This is a genomic window from Achromobacter sp. ACM05 (assembly GCF_019218915.1).
GTDB classification, from domain to species: Bacteria; Pseudomonadota; Gammaproteobacteria; order Burkholderiales; family Burkholderiaceae_B; genus Achromobacter; species Achromobacter animicus.
The window spans coordinates 1,600,119-1,617,990 of the sequence record NZ_JAHUWQ010000001.1; the positions used below are offsets into that span (position 1 = coordinate 1,600,119).

The 17,872-nt window shown below is 66.2% G+C and carries 19 protein-coding genes; 12 read left to right on the forward strand and 7 right to left on the reverse strand.

Annotation, left to right across the window (positions count from 1 at the left end):
- Positions 1-85: 85 nt before the first annotated feature.
- Together KW836_RS07290 and KW836_RS07295 are read left to right on the forward strand one after the other, a co-directional pair.
- Positions 86-1,210, forward strand: a complete 1,125-nt coding sequence (locus tag KW836_RS07290) for a zinc-dependent alcohol dehydrogenase family protein (protein ID WP_218342854.1) — start codon at positions 86-88, stop codon at positions 1,208-1,210.
- Positions 1,211-1,247: 37 nt separating this feature from the next.
- Positions 1,248-2,552, forward strand: a complete 1,305-nt coding sequence (locus tag KW836_RS07295) for an ABC transporter substrate-binding protein (protein WP_218342855.1) — start codon at positions 1,248-1,250, stop codon at positions 2,550-2,552.
- 73 nt (positions 2,553-2,625) lie between these two features.
- Here the strand turns inward: KW836_RS07295 and KW836_RS07300 are convergent, their stop codons facing one another.
- Both KW836_RS07300 and KW836_RS07305 read right to left on the reverse strand, forming a co-directional pair.
- Positions 2,626-4,977, reverse strand: a complete 2,352-nt coding sequence (locus KW836_RS07300) for a cytochrome P450/oxidoreductase (RefSeq protein ID WP_218342856.1) — start codon at positions 4,975-4,977, stop codon at positions 2,626-2,628.
- A gap of 117 nt (positions 4,978-5,094) precedes the next feature.
- A complete protein-coding gene (locus tag KW836_RS07305; RefSeq protein WP_105240652.1) occupies positions 5,095-6,084 on the reverse strand; it encodes a tripartite tricarboxylate transporter substrate binding protein in 990 nt (329 codons plus the stop codon).
- 160 nt (positions 6,085-6,244) lie between these two features.
- Between KW836_RS07305 and KW836_RS07310 the strand changes: the two genes are divergently transcribed.
- The 3 genes from KW836_RS07310 (at position 6,245) to KW836_RS07320 (ending at position 7,903) form a co-directional block, all read left to right on the forward strand.
- Positions 6,245-7,087, forward strand: coding sequence for an IclR family transcriptional regulator (locus KW836_RS07310; RefSeq protein WP_255595161.1), 843 nt, complete (start codon positions 6,245-6,247; stop codon positions 7,085-7,087).
- A gap of 199 nt (positions 7,088-7,286) precedes the next feature.
- Complete coding sequence (locus tag KW836_RS07315; protein ID WP_255595162.1) at positions 7,287-7,625, forward strand: type II toxin-antitoxin system RelE/ParE family toxin; 339 nt, start codon at positions 7,287-7,289, stop codon at positions 7,623-7,625.
- Positions 7,622-7,903, forward strand: a complete 282-nt coding sequence (locus KW836_RS07320; protein WP_175137843.1) for a helix-turn-helix domain-containing protein — start codon at positions 7,622-7,624, stop codon at positions 7,901-7,903. The genes KW836_RS07315 and KW836_RS07320 overlap by 4 nt, the downstream gene beginning before the upstream one ends.
- Positions 7,904-7,930: 27 nt before the next feature.
- On the opposite strand, the gene KW836_RS07325 is transcribed toward KW836_RS07320, so the two are convergent.
- Entirely contained in the window at positions 7,931-8,968 is a 1,038-nt protein-coding gene (locus KW836_RS07325) for a DUF2235 domain-containing protein (protein WP_175137842.1), read from the reverse strand.
- 317 nt (positions 8,969-9,285) lie between these two features.
- Positions 9,286-9,711: an organic hydroperoxide resistance protein gene (locus KW836_RS07330; protein ID WP_175122447.1), complete on the reverse strand. Its 426-nt coding sequence runs from the start codon at positions 9,709-9,711 to the stop codon at positions 9,286-9,288.
- Positions 9,712-9,975: 264 nt separating this feature from the next.
- Between KW836_RS07330 and KW836_RS07335 the strand changes: the two genes are divergently transcribed.
- Entirely contained in the window at positions 9,976-10,722 is a 747-nt protein-coding gene (locus KW836_RS07335; RefSeq protein ID WP_175137841.1) for a 5'-methylthioadenosine/adenosylhomocysteine nucleosidase, read from the forward strand.
- A 9-nt stretch (positions 10,723-10,731) separates the two neighbouring features.
- On the opposite strand, the gene KW836_RS07340 is transcribed toward KW836_RS07335, so the two are convergent.
- The 3 genes from KW836_RS07340 to KW836_RS27830 all read right to left on the reverse strand — a co-directional run bounded on the left by KW836_RS07340 (position 10,732) and on the right by KW836_RS27830 (position 12,994).
- Positions 10,732-12,057 (reverse strand): HAMP domain-containing sensor histidine kinase, encoded by a 1,326-nt coding sequence (locus KW836_RS07340; RefSeq protein WP_218342858.1) that lies wholly within the window; start codon positions 12,055-12,057, stop codon positions 10,732-10,734.
- Positions 12,054-12,794, reverse strand: a complete 741-nt coding sequence (locus tag KW836_RS07345) for a response regulator (RefSeq protein WP_175122450.1) — start codon at positions 12,792-12,794, stop codon at positions 12,054-12,056. The genes KW836_RS07340 and KW836_RS07345 overlap by 4 nt, the downstream gene beginning before the upstream one ends.
- Positions 12,795-12,862: 68 nt before the next feature.
- Positions 12,863-12,994: a hypothetical protein gene (locus tag KW836_RS27830; protein WP_255595163.1), complete on the reverse strand. Its 132-nt coding sequence runs from the start codon at positions 12,992-12,994 to the stop codon at positions 12,863-12,865.
- Positions 12,995-13,167: 173 nt separating this feature from the next.
- On the opposite strand from KW836_RS27830, the gene KW836_RS07350 reads away from it, so the two are divergent.
- The 6 genes from KW836_RS07350 (at position 13,168) to KW836_RS07375 (ending at position 17,869) form a co-directional block, all read left to right on the forward strand.
- Complete coding sequence (locus KW836_RS07350) at positions 13,168-13,854, forward strand: cytochrome c biogenesis CcdA family protein (RefSeq protein WP_175122451.1); 687 nt, start codon at positions 13,168-13,170, stop codon at positions 13,852-13,854.
- 71 nt (positions 13,855-13,925) lie between these two features.
- Positions 13,926-14,399, forward strand: a complete 474-nt coding sequence (locus KW836_RS07355; RefSeq protein ID WP_370633009.1) for a thioredoxin family protein — start codon at positions 13,926-13,928, stop codon at positions 14,397-14,399.
- 141 nt (positions 14,400-14,540) lie between these two features.
- Complete coding sequence (locus KW836_RS07360; RefSeq protein WP_175184697.1) at positions 14,541-15,521, forward strand: tripartite tricarboxylate transporter substrate binding protein; 981 nt, start codon at positions 14,541-14,543, stop codon at positions 15,519-15,521.
- A gap of 54 nt (positions 15,522-15,575) precedes the next feature.
- The gene (locus tag KW836_RS07365; RefSeq protein WP_175122803.1) at positions 15,576-16,535 is read left to right on the forward strand and encodes a tripartite tricarboxylate transporter substrate binding protein; all 960 of its coding nucleotides are present in this window, start codon (positions 15,576-15,578) and stop codon (positions 16,533-16,535) included.
- 37 nt (positions 16,536-16,572) lie between these two features.
- Positions 16,573-17,217, forward strand: coding sequence for a flavin reductase family protein (locus tag KW836_RS07370; RefSeq protein ID WP_175122454.1), 645 nt, complete (start codon positions 16,573-16,575; stop codon positions 17,215-17,217).
- Positions 17,218-17,254: 37 nt separating this feature from the next.
- On the forward strand, positions 17,255-17,869 hold the full coding sequence (locus KW836_RS07375) for a glutathione S-transferase family protein (protein ID WP_218342860.1): 615 nt from the start codon (positions 17,255-17,257) through the stop codon (positions 17,867-17,869).
- Positions 17,870-17,872 lie beyond the last annotated feature (3 nt).

The following is a 17,872-nucleotide window of genomic DNA, read 5'->3' on the forward strand; positions in this document are numbered from 1 at the left end:
TTTGGACGCCGGCTTGCCGCGGGATCGCGGCATGCCGGATGCCGCGACCGCCCGCGGTCCGGATCACTTCTGTGGATGAAGACGCATGAAAATCAAAGCGGCGTTATTGCGGCAAGTGGGGGTCGAAGGACCGTACGCGCTGACCCGGCCCCTGACCATCGCAGATATCGAGCTGGACCCGCCCGGGTTCGGCGAGGTGCTGGTCAGAATCCGTGCGGCCGGGCTGTGCCATTCGGACCTGTCGGTCATCAACGGCGACCGGCCGCGCGGCGTGCCGATCGTGCTGGGGCATGAATCGTCCGGCGAAGTCGTGGAAACCGGACCGGGCGTCTCGGACCTGAAGGCCGGCGATCACGTTGCCATGGTGTTCGTGCCCAGTTGCGGCTGCTGCAACCCCTGCATGGAAGGCCGGCCCGCGCTGTGCGAGCCCGGCGCCGTCGCCAATACGAAGGGCACGCTGCTGGGCGGCGAGCGCCGCCTGCATATCGGCGACGAATACATCAACCATCACACGGGCGTGTCCTGCTTCGCGGAATACGCCGTGGTGTCGCGGCGCTCGTGCGTCAAGGTGAACGTCGAACTCAGCCACCGCGAGGCGGCGCTCTTCGGCTGCGCCGTGCTGACCGGCGCCGGCGCCGTCATCAACCGTGCGCGCATCAAGGTGGGCGACACGGCCGCGATCGTGGGGCTGGGCGGCGTGGGCCTGAGCGCGCTGCTGGCCGCCGTTGCCGCGGGCGCGCGCCGCGTGGTCGCCATCGACCTCAGCGACGAGAAGCTGGCGCTGGCGAAAGAGCTGGGCGCCACGCACCTCGTCAACCCGAAGCAGGTCAAGACCGACGACGACCTCATGGATCTGGCGGGCGGCCGCGTGGACTTCGGCTTCGACATGGCGGGCGCGGTGCCGGCCTTCGAGACCGCCTACAAGCTCACGCGCCGCGGCGGCGCCACGGTGACGTCCGGCCTGCCCAACCCCAAGTTCAGCTTCCCGCTGTCGCTGTCGCAGATGGTGGGTGAAGAGCGCGAGATCCGGGGCAGCTACCTGGGCTCGGGCGTGCCCGCCATCGACATCAGCCGCTACATCGACCTGTACAAGGCCGGCCGCCTGCCGGTGGACCGGATGATGGGCCAATCGTTTTCGCTGGACCAGATCAACGAGGGGTTCGATCACCTCGCCACCGGCGGCAGCCTGCGCGACGCCATCGTTTTCTAAGGGCACAGACCCGATCAACAACACTGGAGACAACACCATGAAGACCTCAAGACTGGCGTCCCTCTTGGGCGCTACCCTGCTGTCGGGCCTGGCCACGCTGGCCATCGCCGCCGACAAGCCCAAGGAATTGAACGTCGGCATCTCGACCTTCCTGTCGGGCTCGGCGTCCGTGTTCGGCGTGCCGGCCCGCGACGCGGCCGACATCCTGATCGAAGAGATCAACGCCAACGGCGGCATCGACGGCGTGAAGATCGTGCCCAGCTACATCGACGAAGGCGGCGGCGGCGAAAAGCTGCTGTCCGAATACCGGCGCCTGGCCGAAGGCGGCACGCGCGTGATGCTGTCGGCCATTTCCAGCGGCCACTGCAACATCGTCGCGCCCGTGGCCGAGGACCTGAAAGTGCTGAACGTGCTGTGGGACTGCGGCACGGAAAAGGCGCTGGAAGGCAAGAAATACAAGTACGTCGTGCGCACGCAGGCCAACGCCACCACCGAGATGGTCGCGCAGGTGCTCTACCTGATGAAGGTGAAGCCCGACTTCAAGACCATCGCCATCGTCAACCAGGACTACGCCTGGGGCCGCGATTCGCGCGACATCTTCCTGGCCGCGCTCAAGAAGTTCAAGCCGGACGTCAAGGTCGTCGCCGAGATGTTCCCCAAGTTCGGCGCCGCCGACTTCTCCACCGAAATCAGCCGTTTGCAGGCGCTGCGCCCGGATGTGATCGTCTCCACGTCATGGGGTGGCGACCTGGACAACTTCGTGCGCCAGGCCTCGCAGCGCAACCTGTTCAAGAACTCCACCTTCGTGCTGTCGCTGGCCGAAAGCTCGCTGGAACGTCTGGGCAACGCCCTACCGGAAGGCGTCCTGGTCGGCGCACGTGGCGACCATTACTTCCTGCATCCGGAAACCAAGGACGATCCCAAGCACCAGGCCTTCGTGAAGAAATTCCACGACAAGACCGGCGCCTATCCGATCTACTCGGTCTATCACATGGTGCAAGGCATCAACGGCCTGAAGGCCGGCTACGAAAAGGCCATCAAGGACAACGGCGGCAACTGGCCCACGCCTGAACAGGTGGCGGCGGCGATGCACGACGTCAGCTTCAAGGGCTATGGCCGCGAGATCCAGATGCACCGCGCCGATGGCCAGGCGTTGGAAGCGCAGCTGTTCGGCGTGACCAAGAAGAGCGACAAGTACCCGTTCAAGGTGCTGGCCGACATCACCATCGTGCCGGCTGAACTGGTCACGCCCGGGGTGACGGATACGTCGATGGCGTGGATCGAAAAGAGCCTGACGCCTGATGTATTGAAGAGCGACCAGATCAAGGTGTTCCCGAACTGATCGGGACGGACAGCGCAAGCAGCATTGTGTGGTGCAGGGATAGCCCCGGCGTGCGCGCCGGGGCGTTTTTTTGCTACAGCTCCAGCACCACCTTCTTGCCCCCGCACGATCGCGAGCAGCAGGCCATCATCTTGTTGTTCGCCTCGCGTTCCGCGCGCGTCAGCACCACGTCGCGATGGTCGATGTCGCCTTCCAGCACGCGCACCTCGCACGATCCGCACAACCCTTCCTCGCAATCGCTCTGCACATCGATATTGGCGCCGCGCAATGCGGTCAGCAGCGTCTGGTCCGCGGGCACGTTGAGGACAATCCCCGAATCCTTCAGCACTACCTCAAAGGCCTGTTCCTTCGACGGATCGAGCGTGCCCAGCGTGGAATGGAAGTGCTCCACCCGCAGCGTATCCTCCGGCCATGCCGCGCAGCAGCCGGCCAGCGCATCCAGCAGAGCCTGCGGACCGCATGCATAGACCTGCGTGCCGGCGCGCGGCTCGGCGAGCAGGGCGGCATAGTCCGCGCGAGTGCCCTCGTCCTTGACGTGCAGATGCAGGCGATCTCCGTGCAGCGAGGCCAGTTCGTCCGCCAGCGCCATGCAAGCGCGCGAGCGACCGCTGTAATGCAGTTCGTAGTCCAGCCCCAGCTCTCGCGCACGCCGCGCCATGGCGCTGATGGGCGTGATGCCGATGCCGCCCGCGATCAGGATGAGTTTTGAAGCCGATTCGTCCAGACGGAAGTGATTGCGTGGTCCACGAATGCGCAGGCGCGCGCCGGGCGTGGCGTTCGCGTGCATCCAGGCGGAACCGCCGCGGCCATCTTCTTCGCGCAGCACGGCAATTTCAAAGACGCCGGTCTCGGCCGGATCGCCGCACAGCGAATACTGACGTGACAGGCCGGTATCGCCGCATTCCACATCGATGTGAGATCCGGGCGACCAGCGGGGCAGGGGCTTGCCGTCCGGCGACACCAGGCGCAGCCGCACGATGCCGTCGGCCGCCGCTTCTGCGCTGTGCACCACGACCGGCCGGGTGATGGCGTGTGAGGACGGCTCGCCAATGCGCACGGGGTGCCTGTTCTCCAGCAACGAAGGATTCGCACGTTCCGGATTCTGCGCCGGATCCCATTCAACCCAGAGATGTTCCGGGCCGCGGAACGAAGTGTTCGGCACATACGTAAACGCCTGTTCCGCCAGCTTCAGATGGGGCAGGCGGCGCGTCAGCTCTTCCAGGAAGATCTGCATCTCCATGCGCGCCAGATTCTTGCCCATGCACTGGTGCGAGCCATACCCGAAGGTGAGCTGGTCGCTGGCGTTTTCGCGGCGGATGTCGAAGAGGTCGGCGTCTTCAAACTGGCCCTCGTCATGGTTGGCCGACGAGGTCACGATCAGCAGCTTGGAGCCGGCCGGAATCGCCACGCCCGCGATCTCCACGTCGCGCGTCGCCAGCCGCCGCCAGGCAGCCACTGAGCCGTTGTGCCGCAGGCATTCCTCGACCGCGTTCGGGATCAGGTTCGGGTCCTCGCAGATCTCGCGCCAGGCCTGGGGATGCTGCAGCAGCAGCTTGATCGCGTTGGCCGACGCGTTGGCGGTGGTCTCGTGCGCCGCCACGATGCCGGCCATCATCATCGAATGCAGGTACGAGTCGGTGACCACCTCCGGATGGGTCTGCTGCTTGCGCAGGCCGTATTGCATCCAGCCGGGACCGGACGGATCCTGCCGCATCTTGTCCAGGATCTTGCCGGCCAACTGCCAGAAATTGCCGACCGCGTGGGCGACGGCAACCTGTTCTTCCGGCTTGGGCCGGCCCCAGGTGTTCACCGTGTGCGCGATGGAATACTGGCGCAGCAGATCCATGTCTTCTTCGGGCACGCCCAGGAAGTGCAGCGCCACCGTCAGCGGCACTTCCCACAGCATCTGGTCCACGAGATCGGCGCGGCCGTCGTCGATGAAGCGGTCCACGTAGTCGCGCGTCAGGCGTCGCACCATCGGTTCGTGGTGCTTCAATTCTTCAGGCGTGAACGGGTCCATCAACACGCGGCGGCGCGGCATGTGCGCGGGCTCGTCCTCGTTCACCAGCGTGCGATTCATGGCATAGCCGTACGACGCCAGCACCGCGTTGGCCTCCGGCCCCGTCGGCGTGATCTTCTCCAGCGCGATGGAGGGGCTGAAGGTGATGTTGTCGCGGAAGATCGCCTTGATGTCGTCGTAGCGCGTCACGACCCAGTAACCCAGTTGCGGGCTGTAGAACACCGGCTCTTGCTCGCGCGCCCAACGCACGTATTCCGGCGGGTCTTGCTGGTAGCCGTCGCCAAAGGGATCGAACGCGGCGGCGCGCGCGCTGACCGGGCAGCCAGTCGGGCTCTGCGCCGCAGCCAGCGCAGCGTGATCGATGGGACAGCCCGAGGGGCGCGGGGTAGCGGATGCTTGGTTCATGAGGTCGTTCCGTGTGTTCGTCTTGCGGGCCCGCCGCGGGTTCGGCGTTTGGTGCGCGGCATACGATGTGCGGCGGGCCGGTGATGCGGGTTCAGCGTGATGCCGTGAGCGTGATCCTCAGTCCAGCGTGATGCCCAGATCCTTGATCAGCTTCTGCCAGCGGGCGCGCTCGGCGGTCAGCATCTCGGCGTACTGCGCAGGCGTGTTGCCGATCGGCTCGATGCCGAACTCCACCAGACGCTGGCGGGTGGCCGGGTCATTGATGGTCGCAACCACTTGCTTGTTCAGCGCATCGATCACGGGCTTGGGCGTCGCGGCCGGCACCACCACGCCAACCTGCGCCGCGGCTTCCACGTTCTTCAGGCCGATTTCGGCAAAGGTCGGCACGTCGGGCAGTTGCGGCAGGCGGGTCGGATTGGCGACCGCCAGCGCCTTCACCTTGCCGCCGTTGATGAAGCCGGCGCCAGCGGCCAGATCCACCATCATCGCGGGCACCTGCCCGCCGGCCACGTCCGCCAGGGCGGGTGACGCGCCGCGGTAGGGCACGTGCGTCAGGGTCAGACCCGCTTCAACCTTCAGCAATTCCATCGCCAGGTGGTGCGGGCTGCCCGCGCCGGCCGACGCGTAATCCAGGCCTTCCTTGCGCGCCTTGGCTTCCGCCAGGAATTCCTTGGCCGAGTTGACCTTCATGGCCGGACCCACCACCAGGATCATCGGAAACCGTCCCATCAGCGTGACGGGCGCCAGATCCTTCGCCGGGTCGTACGACAGCTTCTTGTAGAGGGCCGGGTTGAACACCAGCGTGCCGTTGTCGGCGGACAGCATCGTGTAGCCGTCGGCCGGGGCGCGCGCCGTTTCCGACGCCGCAATCGCCGTGTTGCCGCCCGGCTTGTTCTCGATCACCACCGGCTGGTGCAGGCGCCCCGTCAATCCCTGCCCGATGCTGCGGGCCAGGAAATCCGACCCGCCGCCCGCGGCGTACGGCACGATCCAGCGCACGGGCTTGGACGGGTAGTCGGCCGCCGCCTGCTGCGCGGACGCGCTGGCACAAGCCAGCAGGGGCAGGGCCATCAGGCCGGCCAGGATGTGGTGTTTAACACTGCGCATGGACAAGTCTCCTCGTTGTGGAATGTCAAAAGTGCATTCCTTATTTGCGTAAAGCATATACGCAATGCGTAATTTTTGAAGAAGGGTTAACCTTAGTGCCGCTCCAGGCTTTCGATCCCTCGTTTGCCGGCGAGCGTCTGCCCCGGAGCTGTATTTCCCTATGAGCAAAGCCGCCTTGCCGCCTGAATCCGACCTCGAATCTGAACAGGATCCGGCCGCCCGGCCGCGCGAGCGACGTCAGCGGGTCCAGGCCGCCGAGACCGGCATGTCTGTGCTGAAAGGGCTCGCTCGCCTGGGTGGCCGCGCCAGCCTCACGGCCTTGGCGGCCCACGTCGGCGAAAGCCCCGCCAAGGTCCACCGCTACCTGATGAGCCTCATCGCCGAAGGCCTGGTCGACCAGGAAGTGGCGACGCAGCAATATCACCTGGGCCTTGAAGCGCTTTATGTCGGGGTAGCCGCCATGCGCCAGGCCGACCCCCTACGCATCGGCGAACCCGCGCTCGTGCGCCTGCGCGAAAGCCTGGCCGTCACGTGCTTCATCGCCGTCATGGGCAACAAGGGTCCGACCATCGTGCGATTCGAGGAGCCCGGCCTGCCGGTCACCGTGAACGTGCGCGTGGGGTCGGTGCTGTCGATGCTGTGGTCGGCGACGGGCCGGGCATTTCTGGGCCTGCTGGACGAGGCGCCGGTGCGGGCGCTGGCGGAAGCCGAACTGGCCGGCGCGCCGGCCGAGCAGCGCGCGCTGCTGGATCGCGACGATCCCATCGGCGTCTTGCGCCGCGATGTTCGGGCGGCGGGGTGCGCCACCGTGAAAGACACCAATCTGCGCGGCATCAGCGCCGTGTCGGCGCCCCTGTATGACCATACCGGCCGGGTCTGCGCGGTATTGACCGCGCTGGGCGCGACGGGCGGGTTCGACGTGTCCGAGGGCGGGGCGGTGGTGGCCGCGGTTAAGCGCGAGGCGCTGGCGGCCAGCGTGGCGTTGGGGTATGTGGCGGGGTGATTCTGCGCAGAAGCCCTGCAGATTCAGACCAATCCTCATCGACACCCAAGTCGCTCCTTGCGACATTGTTCGCTGGTTAGCGGATGGGTGAACACATGTTCGACGAATCAAGTGTTGTTGGTGCGAGGCGCCAGTTGGATGGGCAGGGCGAACCATTCGCTAGGGTCGCGCCTGATACAAAAATTTGTATAATTGCGCTTTGAACGCGCCGCGTGAGGTTGAATTCGTTGGCGGCGCGCTGGACGATCTACGCGCGTTGCCGCTCTCGGCTCGGCGTGAGGCCGGTTACCAAATCGATCGCGTGCAGCGCGGGTTGGAGCCTGACGATTGGAAGCCGATGAGTACGGTCGGACCCGGAGTCAGGGAGATACGGATTCGTGACGTGACGGGCGCATTTCGCGTTCTCTACATCGCGAAATTTGCCGAGGTGGTCTATGTGCTCCATTGCTTCCAGAAAAAATCGGAAAAAACCAGCAAGGTTGTCCTGGATCTGGCCGCAAAGCGTTACCGGCACTTGTTGAAGGAGCTGAAACCGTGAGCAAGCAACGATACGAAAGCGTGTGGGACGCAATCGAGAGCACGCCGTCGGAAGCGGAAAACATGAAGTTGCGTTCCGTCCTCATGATGGCTTTGACGAGTCACCTTGCGCAGTCGGGGATGAGTCAGGCTCAGGCTGCCCGCCTGTTCGGCGTAACGCAGCCTCGCGTGTCGGATCTGATGCGCGGCAAGATCAATCTGTTTGGGCTGGATGCGTTGGTCAACATGGCGGCGGCCGCCGGCTTGCGTGTGGAAATGCGCCTGCACGAGGCTGCGTGAACACCCTCTCGTTTTGCGGAGCCGGCGTTACCGCCCCACCTCCAACTTCCCCAACGCATCCCTGAAATCCGGATACTCCTTCAGAAACGCCTGATTCCGCTCGAACCTCCCGAGCAGCCGATCATCGATCGTCAAATTCAACACCGTCTCCCGATCCCACACCCTGGGCCGACGCTTCACCGGAATCGGCACCTTCTCCGTGAACTCCTTGTACGAATCATGTGGTTCGCACTGTTCATAATCGGTCGAGATCCGCTGCACCGTCCCTGTCTCCAGTCCCGCCTGCCGCGCCTTTTCCTGCAGCCATGCCGCCGGCAGCGTCTGCAAGCTCCCATCCTGATATCCGCCGCCCACATCGGAATGCGCGCCGATGAACCAGCGCTGTTCCACGGGCAGGTGCGCCGGCCGTGGCGGTGAACCCGCGCGACGAGTCCATAGCGTGGGAAAGTACGGCTCGCGGTATTCGTTGGTGGCGATGGCGTGGTAGGCGTTCAGGACGTGGTTGCTCAGTTCCGTGTCGTGGAAGTTGTAGAAACTGGAGAAGCCGGGAAATGACACGCCGCCGACGGGAATGCCGAGGCTGCCGACGGTGTCCCAGACGCCGACAAAGTGCAGGTCGGTGTCGCGGGAGAAGCGGTCGCGGAAGGCGGCGGCTTCCAGGGACGATGGGGTGCAGTCGTCGCGGTACAGCGCGTAGGCTTCCGAGACATTGTTTTCGGTGGGTTCGTTGAGCAAGCCGCACTTACGCACCATGCCCGCCAGGCTGCGGGCGGAGTAGGCGCCGCGGCTGAAGCCGAAGAGGAAGATGCGGTCGCCGGGCTCGTGGCGCTGGCAGAGCCAGCGGTAGCCTTCGCGGATGTTGGCCGACAGGCCTGCGCCGAACGCGCCGCCCATGAATTTGTCGATGGCGGACCACAGGCCCTGGCCTTGTGTCCCCACGCCCTCGATGTAGAGCGTTTCCTGCGTGCTGGTCTCGGGCGCGGCTTTGTAGAGCTCGTAGACGTTGGTGCGGTCGTTGGGTTCGTTCCACGTACCGTCGAAGAATACGGCGAGGTTCTTCACCATGATCGTCTCCCCACACACAGATAAAGGCTTGCGATACCTATGCTGCCGGCTGGGACAACGCCTGCGTGAGGCAAGCTAGCACGCGGCGTGTCGAAGGCAGGGCGCGGGGTTTCCCTGCTGCATGTTCGTACACCACCTTTCTGCCTAGCCCCGCGGGCGCGACATTGCGTGCTGGCGGCATTCTGCGCGGCGTACCGTTTTCAAGAGTACGCCTTTACTACCACATCAGGAGCCATCCGAAGCGGTTGCGGATGGTATCCAGGACAAGAAAAAAAGCGGCCCGGAGGCCGCCGTAGCAAACAGGGACAATCCCCGCTTCAGACGATCTGGAATTGCACATCGATGTTGTCGCGAATCGCGCGCGAATAAGGGCACAACTGGTGCGCCGATTCGACCAGCAACTGCTTCTGCTCGCCGGTCAATCCCGGCAGCGAAACGGCCAGCGTGACGCCGAGCGCGAAGTTGGCGCCGTTATCGACCTTGCCCAGCGACACGCTGGCGTCGATGGCGATATCGCGCGGCACGGTGATGTTGTGAGTGGCGCCGGCGCGCTTGATCGCGCCCATGAAGCAGGCCGAGTAGCCCACGCCAAAAAGCTGTTCGGGATTCGTGCCGGGCTTGCCGGATCCGGGTGTGCTCAGCGTGACGTCCAGCGCGCCGTCGCTGCTGCGTCCCGCGCCTTCGCGGCCGGCGGTGGTGTGGGTGTGGGCGGTGTAGAGAACCTGCTCGAGTTGCTTGGCCATGATGACTCCAGGAAGATCGGCGCGGCGTGGCCGTGCCTGTGGTTGAGAGCCTGCATTGCATCAAGCGGCTGTATCGGTCATGTGTCGGCGCCGGCGCGGGATGGCATCACCGCGTATCCAGGACCGGTCCGGATACGCTGCGATACAAACCGCCGTCATTGGCGGGCGCGGCGGCATTGGAGTATGTTGCGCGCTGGCGGCACGGGCCGCATTACGCAACGATCAAGCAACGATCAAGCAACGATCACGGAAAAAGCACACATCATGGGACGTCTCGCCATCCTGGGCGCGCTGCACGAAGAAATCGCCGACCTGCTGGCGGCCATGGATCCCGGCGCCGAAACGCGCCGCATCGCCATGCGCGATTTTCAGGTGGGCACGCTGTGGGGCACGCCCTGCGTGATCGCGCTCAGCCGTATCGGCAAGGTGGCCGCGGCGGCGACGGCGTCCATCGTCATCCAGGAGTTCGGCGTGTCGCGCGTGCTGTTCACGGGCCTGGCGGGCGGGCTGCATCCGCAGGTGCGCGTCGGCGATATCGTCGTGGCGGATGCCTTGATGCAGCACGACATGGACGCGCGGCCCTTGTTCGGCCGCCACGAAATCCCGCTGCTGGGGCGCGAGCGCTTCGATGCCGATGCCGCGCTGAGTGCATTGCTGCTGGATAGCGCACGCGACTTCGCGGCCAAGGGCGGTTTACCGGGCGCGGCCGCCCAGCCGCGCGTTCACCACGGCCTGATCGCGACCGGCGACATTTTCGTCAACGACAACGATCTGGCGCACGAGCTGCGCCAACGCCTGCCCGACGCGCTTTGCCTGGAAATGGAAGGTGCAGCGATGGCGCAGGTGTGTCACGAGTTCGGCGTGCCGTTTGCCGTGATGCGCGTGATCTCCGACAGCGCCGATCACGCGGCCAAGACGGACTTCACGGACTTCCTGGTGAACCTGGCACGGCTGTACACCGCCGGCATCCTGAAGCCGCTGCTGCAGTCGGGCGCGCTGCGCGACGCCTGACGATCAACGCTACGCAACCAGCGGCGCGATCCTGACTTCCGCAGACAAGCCGCCGCCTTCGCGGTTGGCAAGGATCAGCCTGCCGCCCAGCGCCTGTGCAAGCTGATGCGCAATGGCCAGTCCAAGTCCCGTCCCGCCCGTGTCCCGATTACGAGAGCTTTCCAGCCGGTAAAACGGTTGCAGCACCGCGTCCAGTTCGTCTGCCGGGATGCCCGGGCCGCGATCCAGCACATGGATGGATAGCGTCGCGTCGTCCCGTGCCGCCACACGCACTTCGGCGGCGCCCGCGAACTTCAGCGCGTTGTCGATGAGATTGCCCAGGATGCGCCGCAAGGCATGGGGACGCGTCAACAGCGGCGGGACGGCGTCGCCCGACAGGGACACGTCCTTGCCCGTGTCCTGATAGTCGCAAACCAGACTGTCCAGAAAGGCATTCAGGTCGATCCGCGCAGGCTGCTCGGTCTTGCCGTGGGCGCTGCGCGCATAGTCGATGCCTTCGCGCACCAGCCGCTCGACTTCGTTCAGGTCCTGCGCCAGCTTGTCCCGGTCAGCGGACGCATCCATGAACTCCGTGCGCAGTTTCATGCGGGTGATGGGCGTCTGCAGGTCGTGCGAGATGGCGCCCAGCATCTGCATGCGCTCGGCCAGATGCGCGGCGATGCGGTCCTGCATGGCATTGAAGGCGACGGCGGCGTGCGCGACTTCGGCCGGGCCGGCCTCGTCGAGCAGCGGGCTTTTGTGGTCGGGATCCAGTTCCTCGGCGGCGCGGGCCAGGCGGGTCAGCGGACGCACGGCCAGTCGCACGGCCAGCCAGGCACAGCCGGCCAGCAGCAGCAACTGCACGCCCAGCACGCCAAACAGCCACGGCGCCGGCCGCATCCGCAGCAGTTCGATGTCCAGAATCGCGGGCTGACCATCGGACAGCACGACACGCGCCTGGATGTGGCGCGGATCGTCGGCCATGGCTCGGACCGTGACGGGACGCTCCGGCCCCAGCGCGGCCTCGATCGACTGCGCGGCGGTGCGCGCGGCGTCCAGGGAAAGCGGCTGGTCGGCCTTGCCGTCGCCCAGCAGATACTGGCGGTTGTTGCTGGACAGGCGCGGCAGCCAGGCGGCGCGCTCGGCGGCGGGCAGGCGGTCCAGGATGTCCATGGCGATGGCGACGTCGCGTTCCAGGTCGCCCAGCATCATGTTGCGGGTGGCGCTGTAGCGTTCGTAGAACAGCGAGGCGAACGACAAGCCGTACGCCAGGATCAGCCCCGCCACGAAGATCAGGAACAGCCGCGCGACCAGCGTGCGGGGCCAGGCGTGACGGCGCGGCGCGGCTGCACTCACGGTTCGCCTTCCGAGACTTCCACCGCCGCGGAAAACACGTAGCCTTCGCTGCGCACGGTCTTGATGTACAGGGGTTCGCGCGCATCTTCGCGCAGGCGCTGGCGCAGGCGGCTGACCAGGAGGTCGATCGAACGTCCGAAGAAGTCGGCGTCGCGGCCCTGCGTCAGGTTCAGCAGCTGGTCGCGGTTCAGCACGCGCTGCGGGTGGTCCAGAAAGACGCGCAGCAGCCGGTACTCCGCGCCGCTGAGCGCCACGATGGTGCCTTCGGCGTCCAGCAGGTGCCGCGCCGTGGTGTCCAGCCGCCAGTTTCCAAAGCTGATCTCGCGGCCCGGCTCGGTCACCTGAAAGTTGGGCGGCAGCATGCGCGTGCGGCGCAGGATGGCCTTGATACGCGCCAGCAGCTCGCGCGCCACGAACGGCTTGACCAGGTAATCGTCCGCGCCCATCTCCAGGCCCAGTACGCGGTCCATGTCGTCGCTGCGCGCCGTCAGCATCAGGATCGGGATGCGGCGGTGCTTGCCGCTGCGCAGTTCGCGGCACAGCACCAGGCCATCGTCGCCGGGCATCATGATGTCCAGCACGATCAGATCGACCGTCAGGTTCTCAAGCAGTTGCCGCATCTGCCGTCCGTCGGCGGCCAGCGTGACGGTCAGGCCGTTCTTGCGCAGAAAGCCGCCGGCCAGTTCGCGGATCTCGCGATCGTCGTCCACGATCATGACGTGGTCTATGTGGTCCATCTGCGGGTGCCTTCCTGGTGGGTGATGGCGCGCCCGGCGCGCCGGCGGGGTTCCGGAATTCTATAGGGCTAGCGCTCGCCCGGGGGCAGGGGATCGCGGCGCGGGCGGGTGTTGGAGATGAGCTGGCATTGGAAGGGCTTGGCGGCCTCGGCGGTGAAGCCGCCAAAGAGCAGCAGCAGGACGGCAAGAAAGCGTTTCATGAGGGACTCCGTTGCGGGGTGTGATCGGTTTATAGCGCCGGGCCGCCCGCGGAGTGTGTCGTACTGTATACGCCCTGGCGGCGGATACACGCGCTTGAAAAAATCCGCCGATCCGGCACATGCCGGATACGTGCCACGGGTGCAATGGGGTCACTTTCCAAAGGACGACCCCCATGGACCTCATCAACACCCCCATCGCGTTGCTTGCCGGCATGCTGACCATTGCGTCTCCCTGCGTGCTGCCCCTGTTGCCCGTGCTGCTGGGCACCTCGCTGGAACGGTCCGGCCGCCTGCGCCCCTTGTTTGTCGTGTCCGGCTTCGTGCTGGCGTTCGCCGGCCTGGGCATTGCCCTCAGCCTCATTTCCAATCTGAATGAACACGTGCATGAAGCCGTGCGCTCGACCTCGATCGTCCTGCTGGCGCTGTTCGGCCTGGTGCGGATCTGGCCCGACCCTTACGACCGGCTGATCGCCCGCGTCGGCGGCCCGTTGCAGCGCCTGGCGGCGGCGGGCGGCACGGGCAGTGGCAATGCGGGCGGCTTTGTGCTGGGTCTGTCGCTGGGCGCCGTGTGGACGCCGTGCGCGGGGCCGGTGCTGGCTTCGATCCTGGTGCTGGCGGCCAAGGCGCAGGACCTCGTGCAGTCCAGCACGCTGCTGCTGGTGTTCGCCATCGGCGCCGGCGTCCCGATGCTGGTGATCGCCTACGGCGGGCAGGCCATCGCCACCCGGGTGCGCGGCCTGTCGCGCTACACGCAGCGCTTGCAGCAGGGCTTTGGGGTGCTGCTCGTCCTGACCGCCATCGCCATTTACTTCCAGTACGACGTCCTGGCCTATGCCTGGATCACCAACCTCTTCGCCTGACCCTCAAGGAGATAACCATGTTTGCCACGTTCAAGAAGATTGCCCTGGGCGCGCTGATCGGCGCCTGCCTGATGCAGGGCGCCGCGCAGGCCGCCCCGGCCGCCGCACCCCCGGCCCCGGAATTCACCGGCATCGAAAAATGGCTCAACAGCGAGCCGCTGACGATGGAATCGCTGCGTGGCAAGGTCGTGCTGGTGGATTTCTGGACCTACACCTGCATCAACTGCATCCGCACGCTGCCGTACGTCACGAGCTGGTATCAGAAGTACAAGGATCAGGGCCTGGTCGTCGTGGGTGTGCACACGCCGGAGTTTCCGTTTGAACGGTCGACCCCGAATGTGGAAAAGGCGCTGCAACGCTTCGGCATCACGTATCCGGTCGCGCAGGACAACCGCTACGCCACCTGGACCGCCTACCGCAACCAGTATTGGCCCGCGGCGTACCTGATCGACAAGCAGGGCAAGGTGGTCTATAGCCACTTCGGCGAAGGCCGGTACAAGGAGACCGAGGCGGAAATCCAGCGGCTGCTGGCCCAACCCGGCTGAGCCCGGACCAAGGCCCGCAGGAAACCCGGGCCAATCCCCCCGCCAAACCCCGCGCAAACCAGATATGCGATCCCGCGCATAGCCCCGGCCCCGCCCCGCGCCTACCATGCTGCAAACACAAGAACGAAGTTTGGAGACAGCATGAAGATCGTTAGCGCGCTGACCGCGGCCGGGCTTTTGCTCGGCGCGGGTCTGTTTTCCGCGGCTGGGGCCGCGGGTTCCTATCCCGACCGGCCCCTGCGGCTGGTCGTTCCCTTTCCGGCCGGCGGCGCCACCGACCTGATGGCTCGGGCGCTGGCGCAAGGGCTGGGCGAGAAGCTGGGCCAGTCCGTGGTGGTGGAAAACCGGGGCGGGGCGGGGGGCTCGATCGGGGCCGAGGCGGTGGCGACCGCCGCGCCGGACGGCTACACCCTGCTGTATTCGACGATGGGCGTGCTGACGATCAACCCGTCGCTGTACGCCAAGCTGCGCTATGACCCGCAAAAGAGCTTTGCGCCGGTATCGCTGACCAACCTGACCGCCAACCTGCTGGTGGTGAACCCGGCACTGAAGGTGAACTCCGTGACGGAGCTTGCCGAGCTTGCCCGCCGCCAGCCCGGCGAGCTGACCTTCAGTTCTTCGGGCAACGGCACGACCAGCCATCTGGCCGGCGAGATGTTCAAGTCCACCGCAGGCGTGGATATCCGCCACATTCCGTACAAGGGCACGTCCGGCGCGATCAACGACTTCATGGCCGGCCGCATCTCGATGATGATCGACACCTCGTCCAATTTCGTGGAGCAGGTCAAGGATGGCAAGGTCAAGGCCTTGGGCGTGACGAGCCGCAAGCGCCTGGCGGCGTTGCCCGACGTGCCGTCGATCTCGGAGACGCCGGGTTTCGAGGACTACGAAGTCAGCCTGTGGTCTGGCGTGCTGGCGCCCGCGGGCACGCCGCGCGCCATCATCGATCGGCTCAACGCGGACATCAAAACCGTGATGACCGCGCCGCAGATGGTCGAGCGCATGGCGGGCTACGGCATTCAGACCACGTACAGCACCCCCGAGGAATTCTCCGAACGCATCCGCGCCGACACGCAGAAGTGGGCGCGCATCATCGACGCGTCCGGCGCGCGCGCGGACTGAGCGCCGGCCCGCCTGGCCATCGCATCTCCAACCAACGGAACGACCATGCCTTCGATGATCCGAGCTTTGCTGGCGGCGGCTGCCGCACTGTCCTTCGCGTCCGCCCCGGCCGCCGCCGCGTACCCAGACCATCCCATCACGTTGATCAATCCGTACGCCGCCGGCGGTCCGGCCGACGTGGTGGCGCGCAGCCTGGCGCGCGCGCTGGAAAAGCGCCTGGGCCAGCCGGTCGTGGTCGAGAACAAGCCGGGCGGCGGCGCATCCATCGGAACGGGCTTCGTGGCGCGCGCCAAGCCGGACGGCTACACGCTGCTGCTCGGCACGTCGGCCGGCCACGTCGTGACGCCGCTGATGCAGAAGACGATATACGACGGCATCCAGGGCTTCGAGTTCTGCTCGGTGGTGGCGGTGCAGCCCATCATGCTGGTCGTCAACCCGTCGCGCGGCATCAGGACGGTGCCTGACCTGATCGCCCGCGCCAAGGCGGAACCCGGCAAGCTCAGCTACGGGTCGGCGGGCGTCGGAGGGGCCACGCACCTGGGCGCGGAACTGTTCCAGCAGGCCGCGCACGTGCAGCTCAATCACATTCCCTATGCCGGCGCGTCGCCCGCGATCAACGACGCGGTGGGCGGGCAGATCGACCTGGCCATGTTGAACCTGTCCGCCAGCCTGCCGTTCATCCGCCAGGGCCGGCTGGTGCCGTTGGCGTATGCGGCCGACAAGCGCTCGCCGCTGTTGCCCGACGTGCCCACGCTGGACGAGGCCGGCGTGAAAGGGGCGCAGGCCGCCACCTGGTACAGCCTGGCCGCGCCTGCCGGCACGCCGCCCGACATCGTGCAGAAGCTGAGCGACACCGTCCGAAGCGTGAACGACGATCCCGACTACCGCCGCATCATGCAGGACCAGGCGATAGAGTTGATGGCGCTGTCTCCCCAGGATGCCGGCGCCTACGTCCGGAAGGACCGCGCCGACATGCAGCGGCTGCTGGGCACACTGGGGCTGCTGGCCAAATGATTCCCCACTTTCCTGCGCCGCGAAAGGCGCCCGCACCATGAACTTCGACTTCAGCAAGCTGGCCTCGGCCGACGCCTTCAAGCTGCTCTCCAGCGTGGTCGTGCCCCGGCCCATCGCCTGGGTGGTCAGCCAGTCGGAAGCGGGCGTGCGCAATGCCGCGCCGTTCTCGTTCTTCAACGTGGTCAGCAGCGACCCGCCCATCGTCGCGCTGGGCATCGGACCGCGCGGCGGGCAATTGAAGGACACCTCGCGCAACATCCTGCAGACGCGGCAGTTCGTGATCAACCTGGTGTCCGCGGAGCTGGCCGAACAGATGAATCACACCAGCCTGGACTACGACGCCGGCATCGACGAACTGGCGCGCGCCGGGCTGGCGACCGAACCGTCCCTGATCGTGGCGCCGCCGCGCATCGCGCAGAGTCCGGCCGCGCTGGAATGCGAGGTCTGGCAGGTGCTGGACGCGGCGCCGCAGCGCGTGATCGTGCTGGCGCGGGTGGTGGCGCTGTACCTGCGGGATGACGCCTTGCTCGATGCCGGCAAGTTCTATGTGGACACGCCCGCGCTGCGCCTGCTGGGCCGCATGCACGGCGCGGGCTGGTACGCGCATACCAGCGATCTTTTTCAGATGCGCACGCCCGACGCGGCCAACGATCCCGCCGTGCGGCCCGCGCAGGGGCATTGAATGCCCCGCAGACCTTGAACCCTTTTGGAGCCTGTCGATGAAACTGCATTGGTCGCCACGATCGCCCTTCGTGCGCAAGGTGATGATCGTCATTCACGAGGCCGGCATCGAGGACCGCGTGGCGCTGGTGCGCACGCCGGTCGCGATGGACAAGCCCAATCTGGACCTCGTGCCCGACAACCCGCTCATCAAGCTGCCGACGCTGGTGCTGGAAGACGGCACGGCGTTGTACGACTCGCGCGTCATCTGCGGCTACCTGGATGCGCTCACCGGCGCGGGCCTGTTGCCCGCCGACCCCCGCGCGCGCCTGCTCGCCGAACGCCGGCAGGCGCTGGGAGACGGCTTCCTGGACGCGTTGCTGTTGTTCCGGCAGGAGCGCAACAAGCCCGCCGCGCGCCAGACGCCCGCGTGGCTCGACGCCTTTGCGCTGAAAACCCGAGCGGTGCTTGCCGCGCTGGAAGCCGAGGCGCCGGCGCTGCAGGCCAGCGGCTTCGACCTGGGCCTGATCGCCATCGGTTGCGCGCTGTCGTACATGGACTATCGTTTCCCGGACATCGCCTGGCGCGACGGCCACCCGGCGCTGGCGGCGTGGCACGCGCGGTTCGCCGCCCGGCCCTCGGTAATGCGCACGCAACCCGACGAAACCCCGTGAACA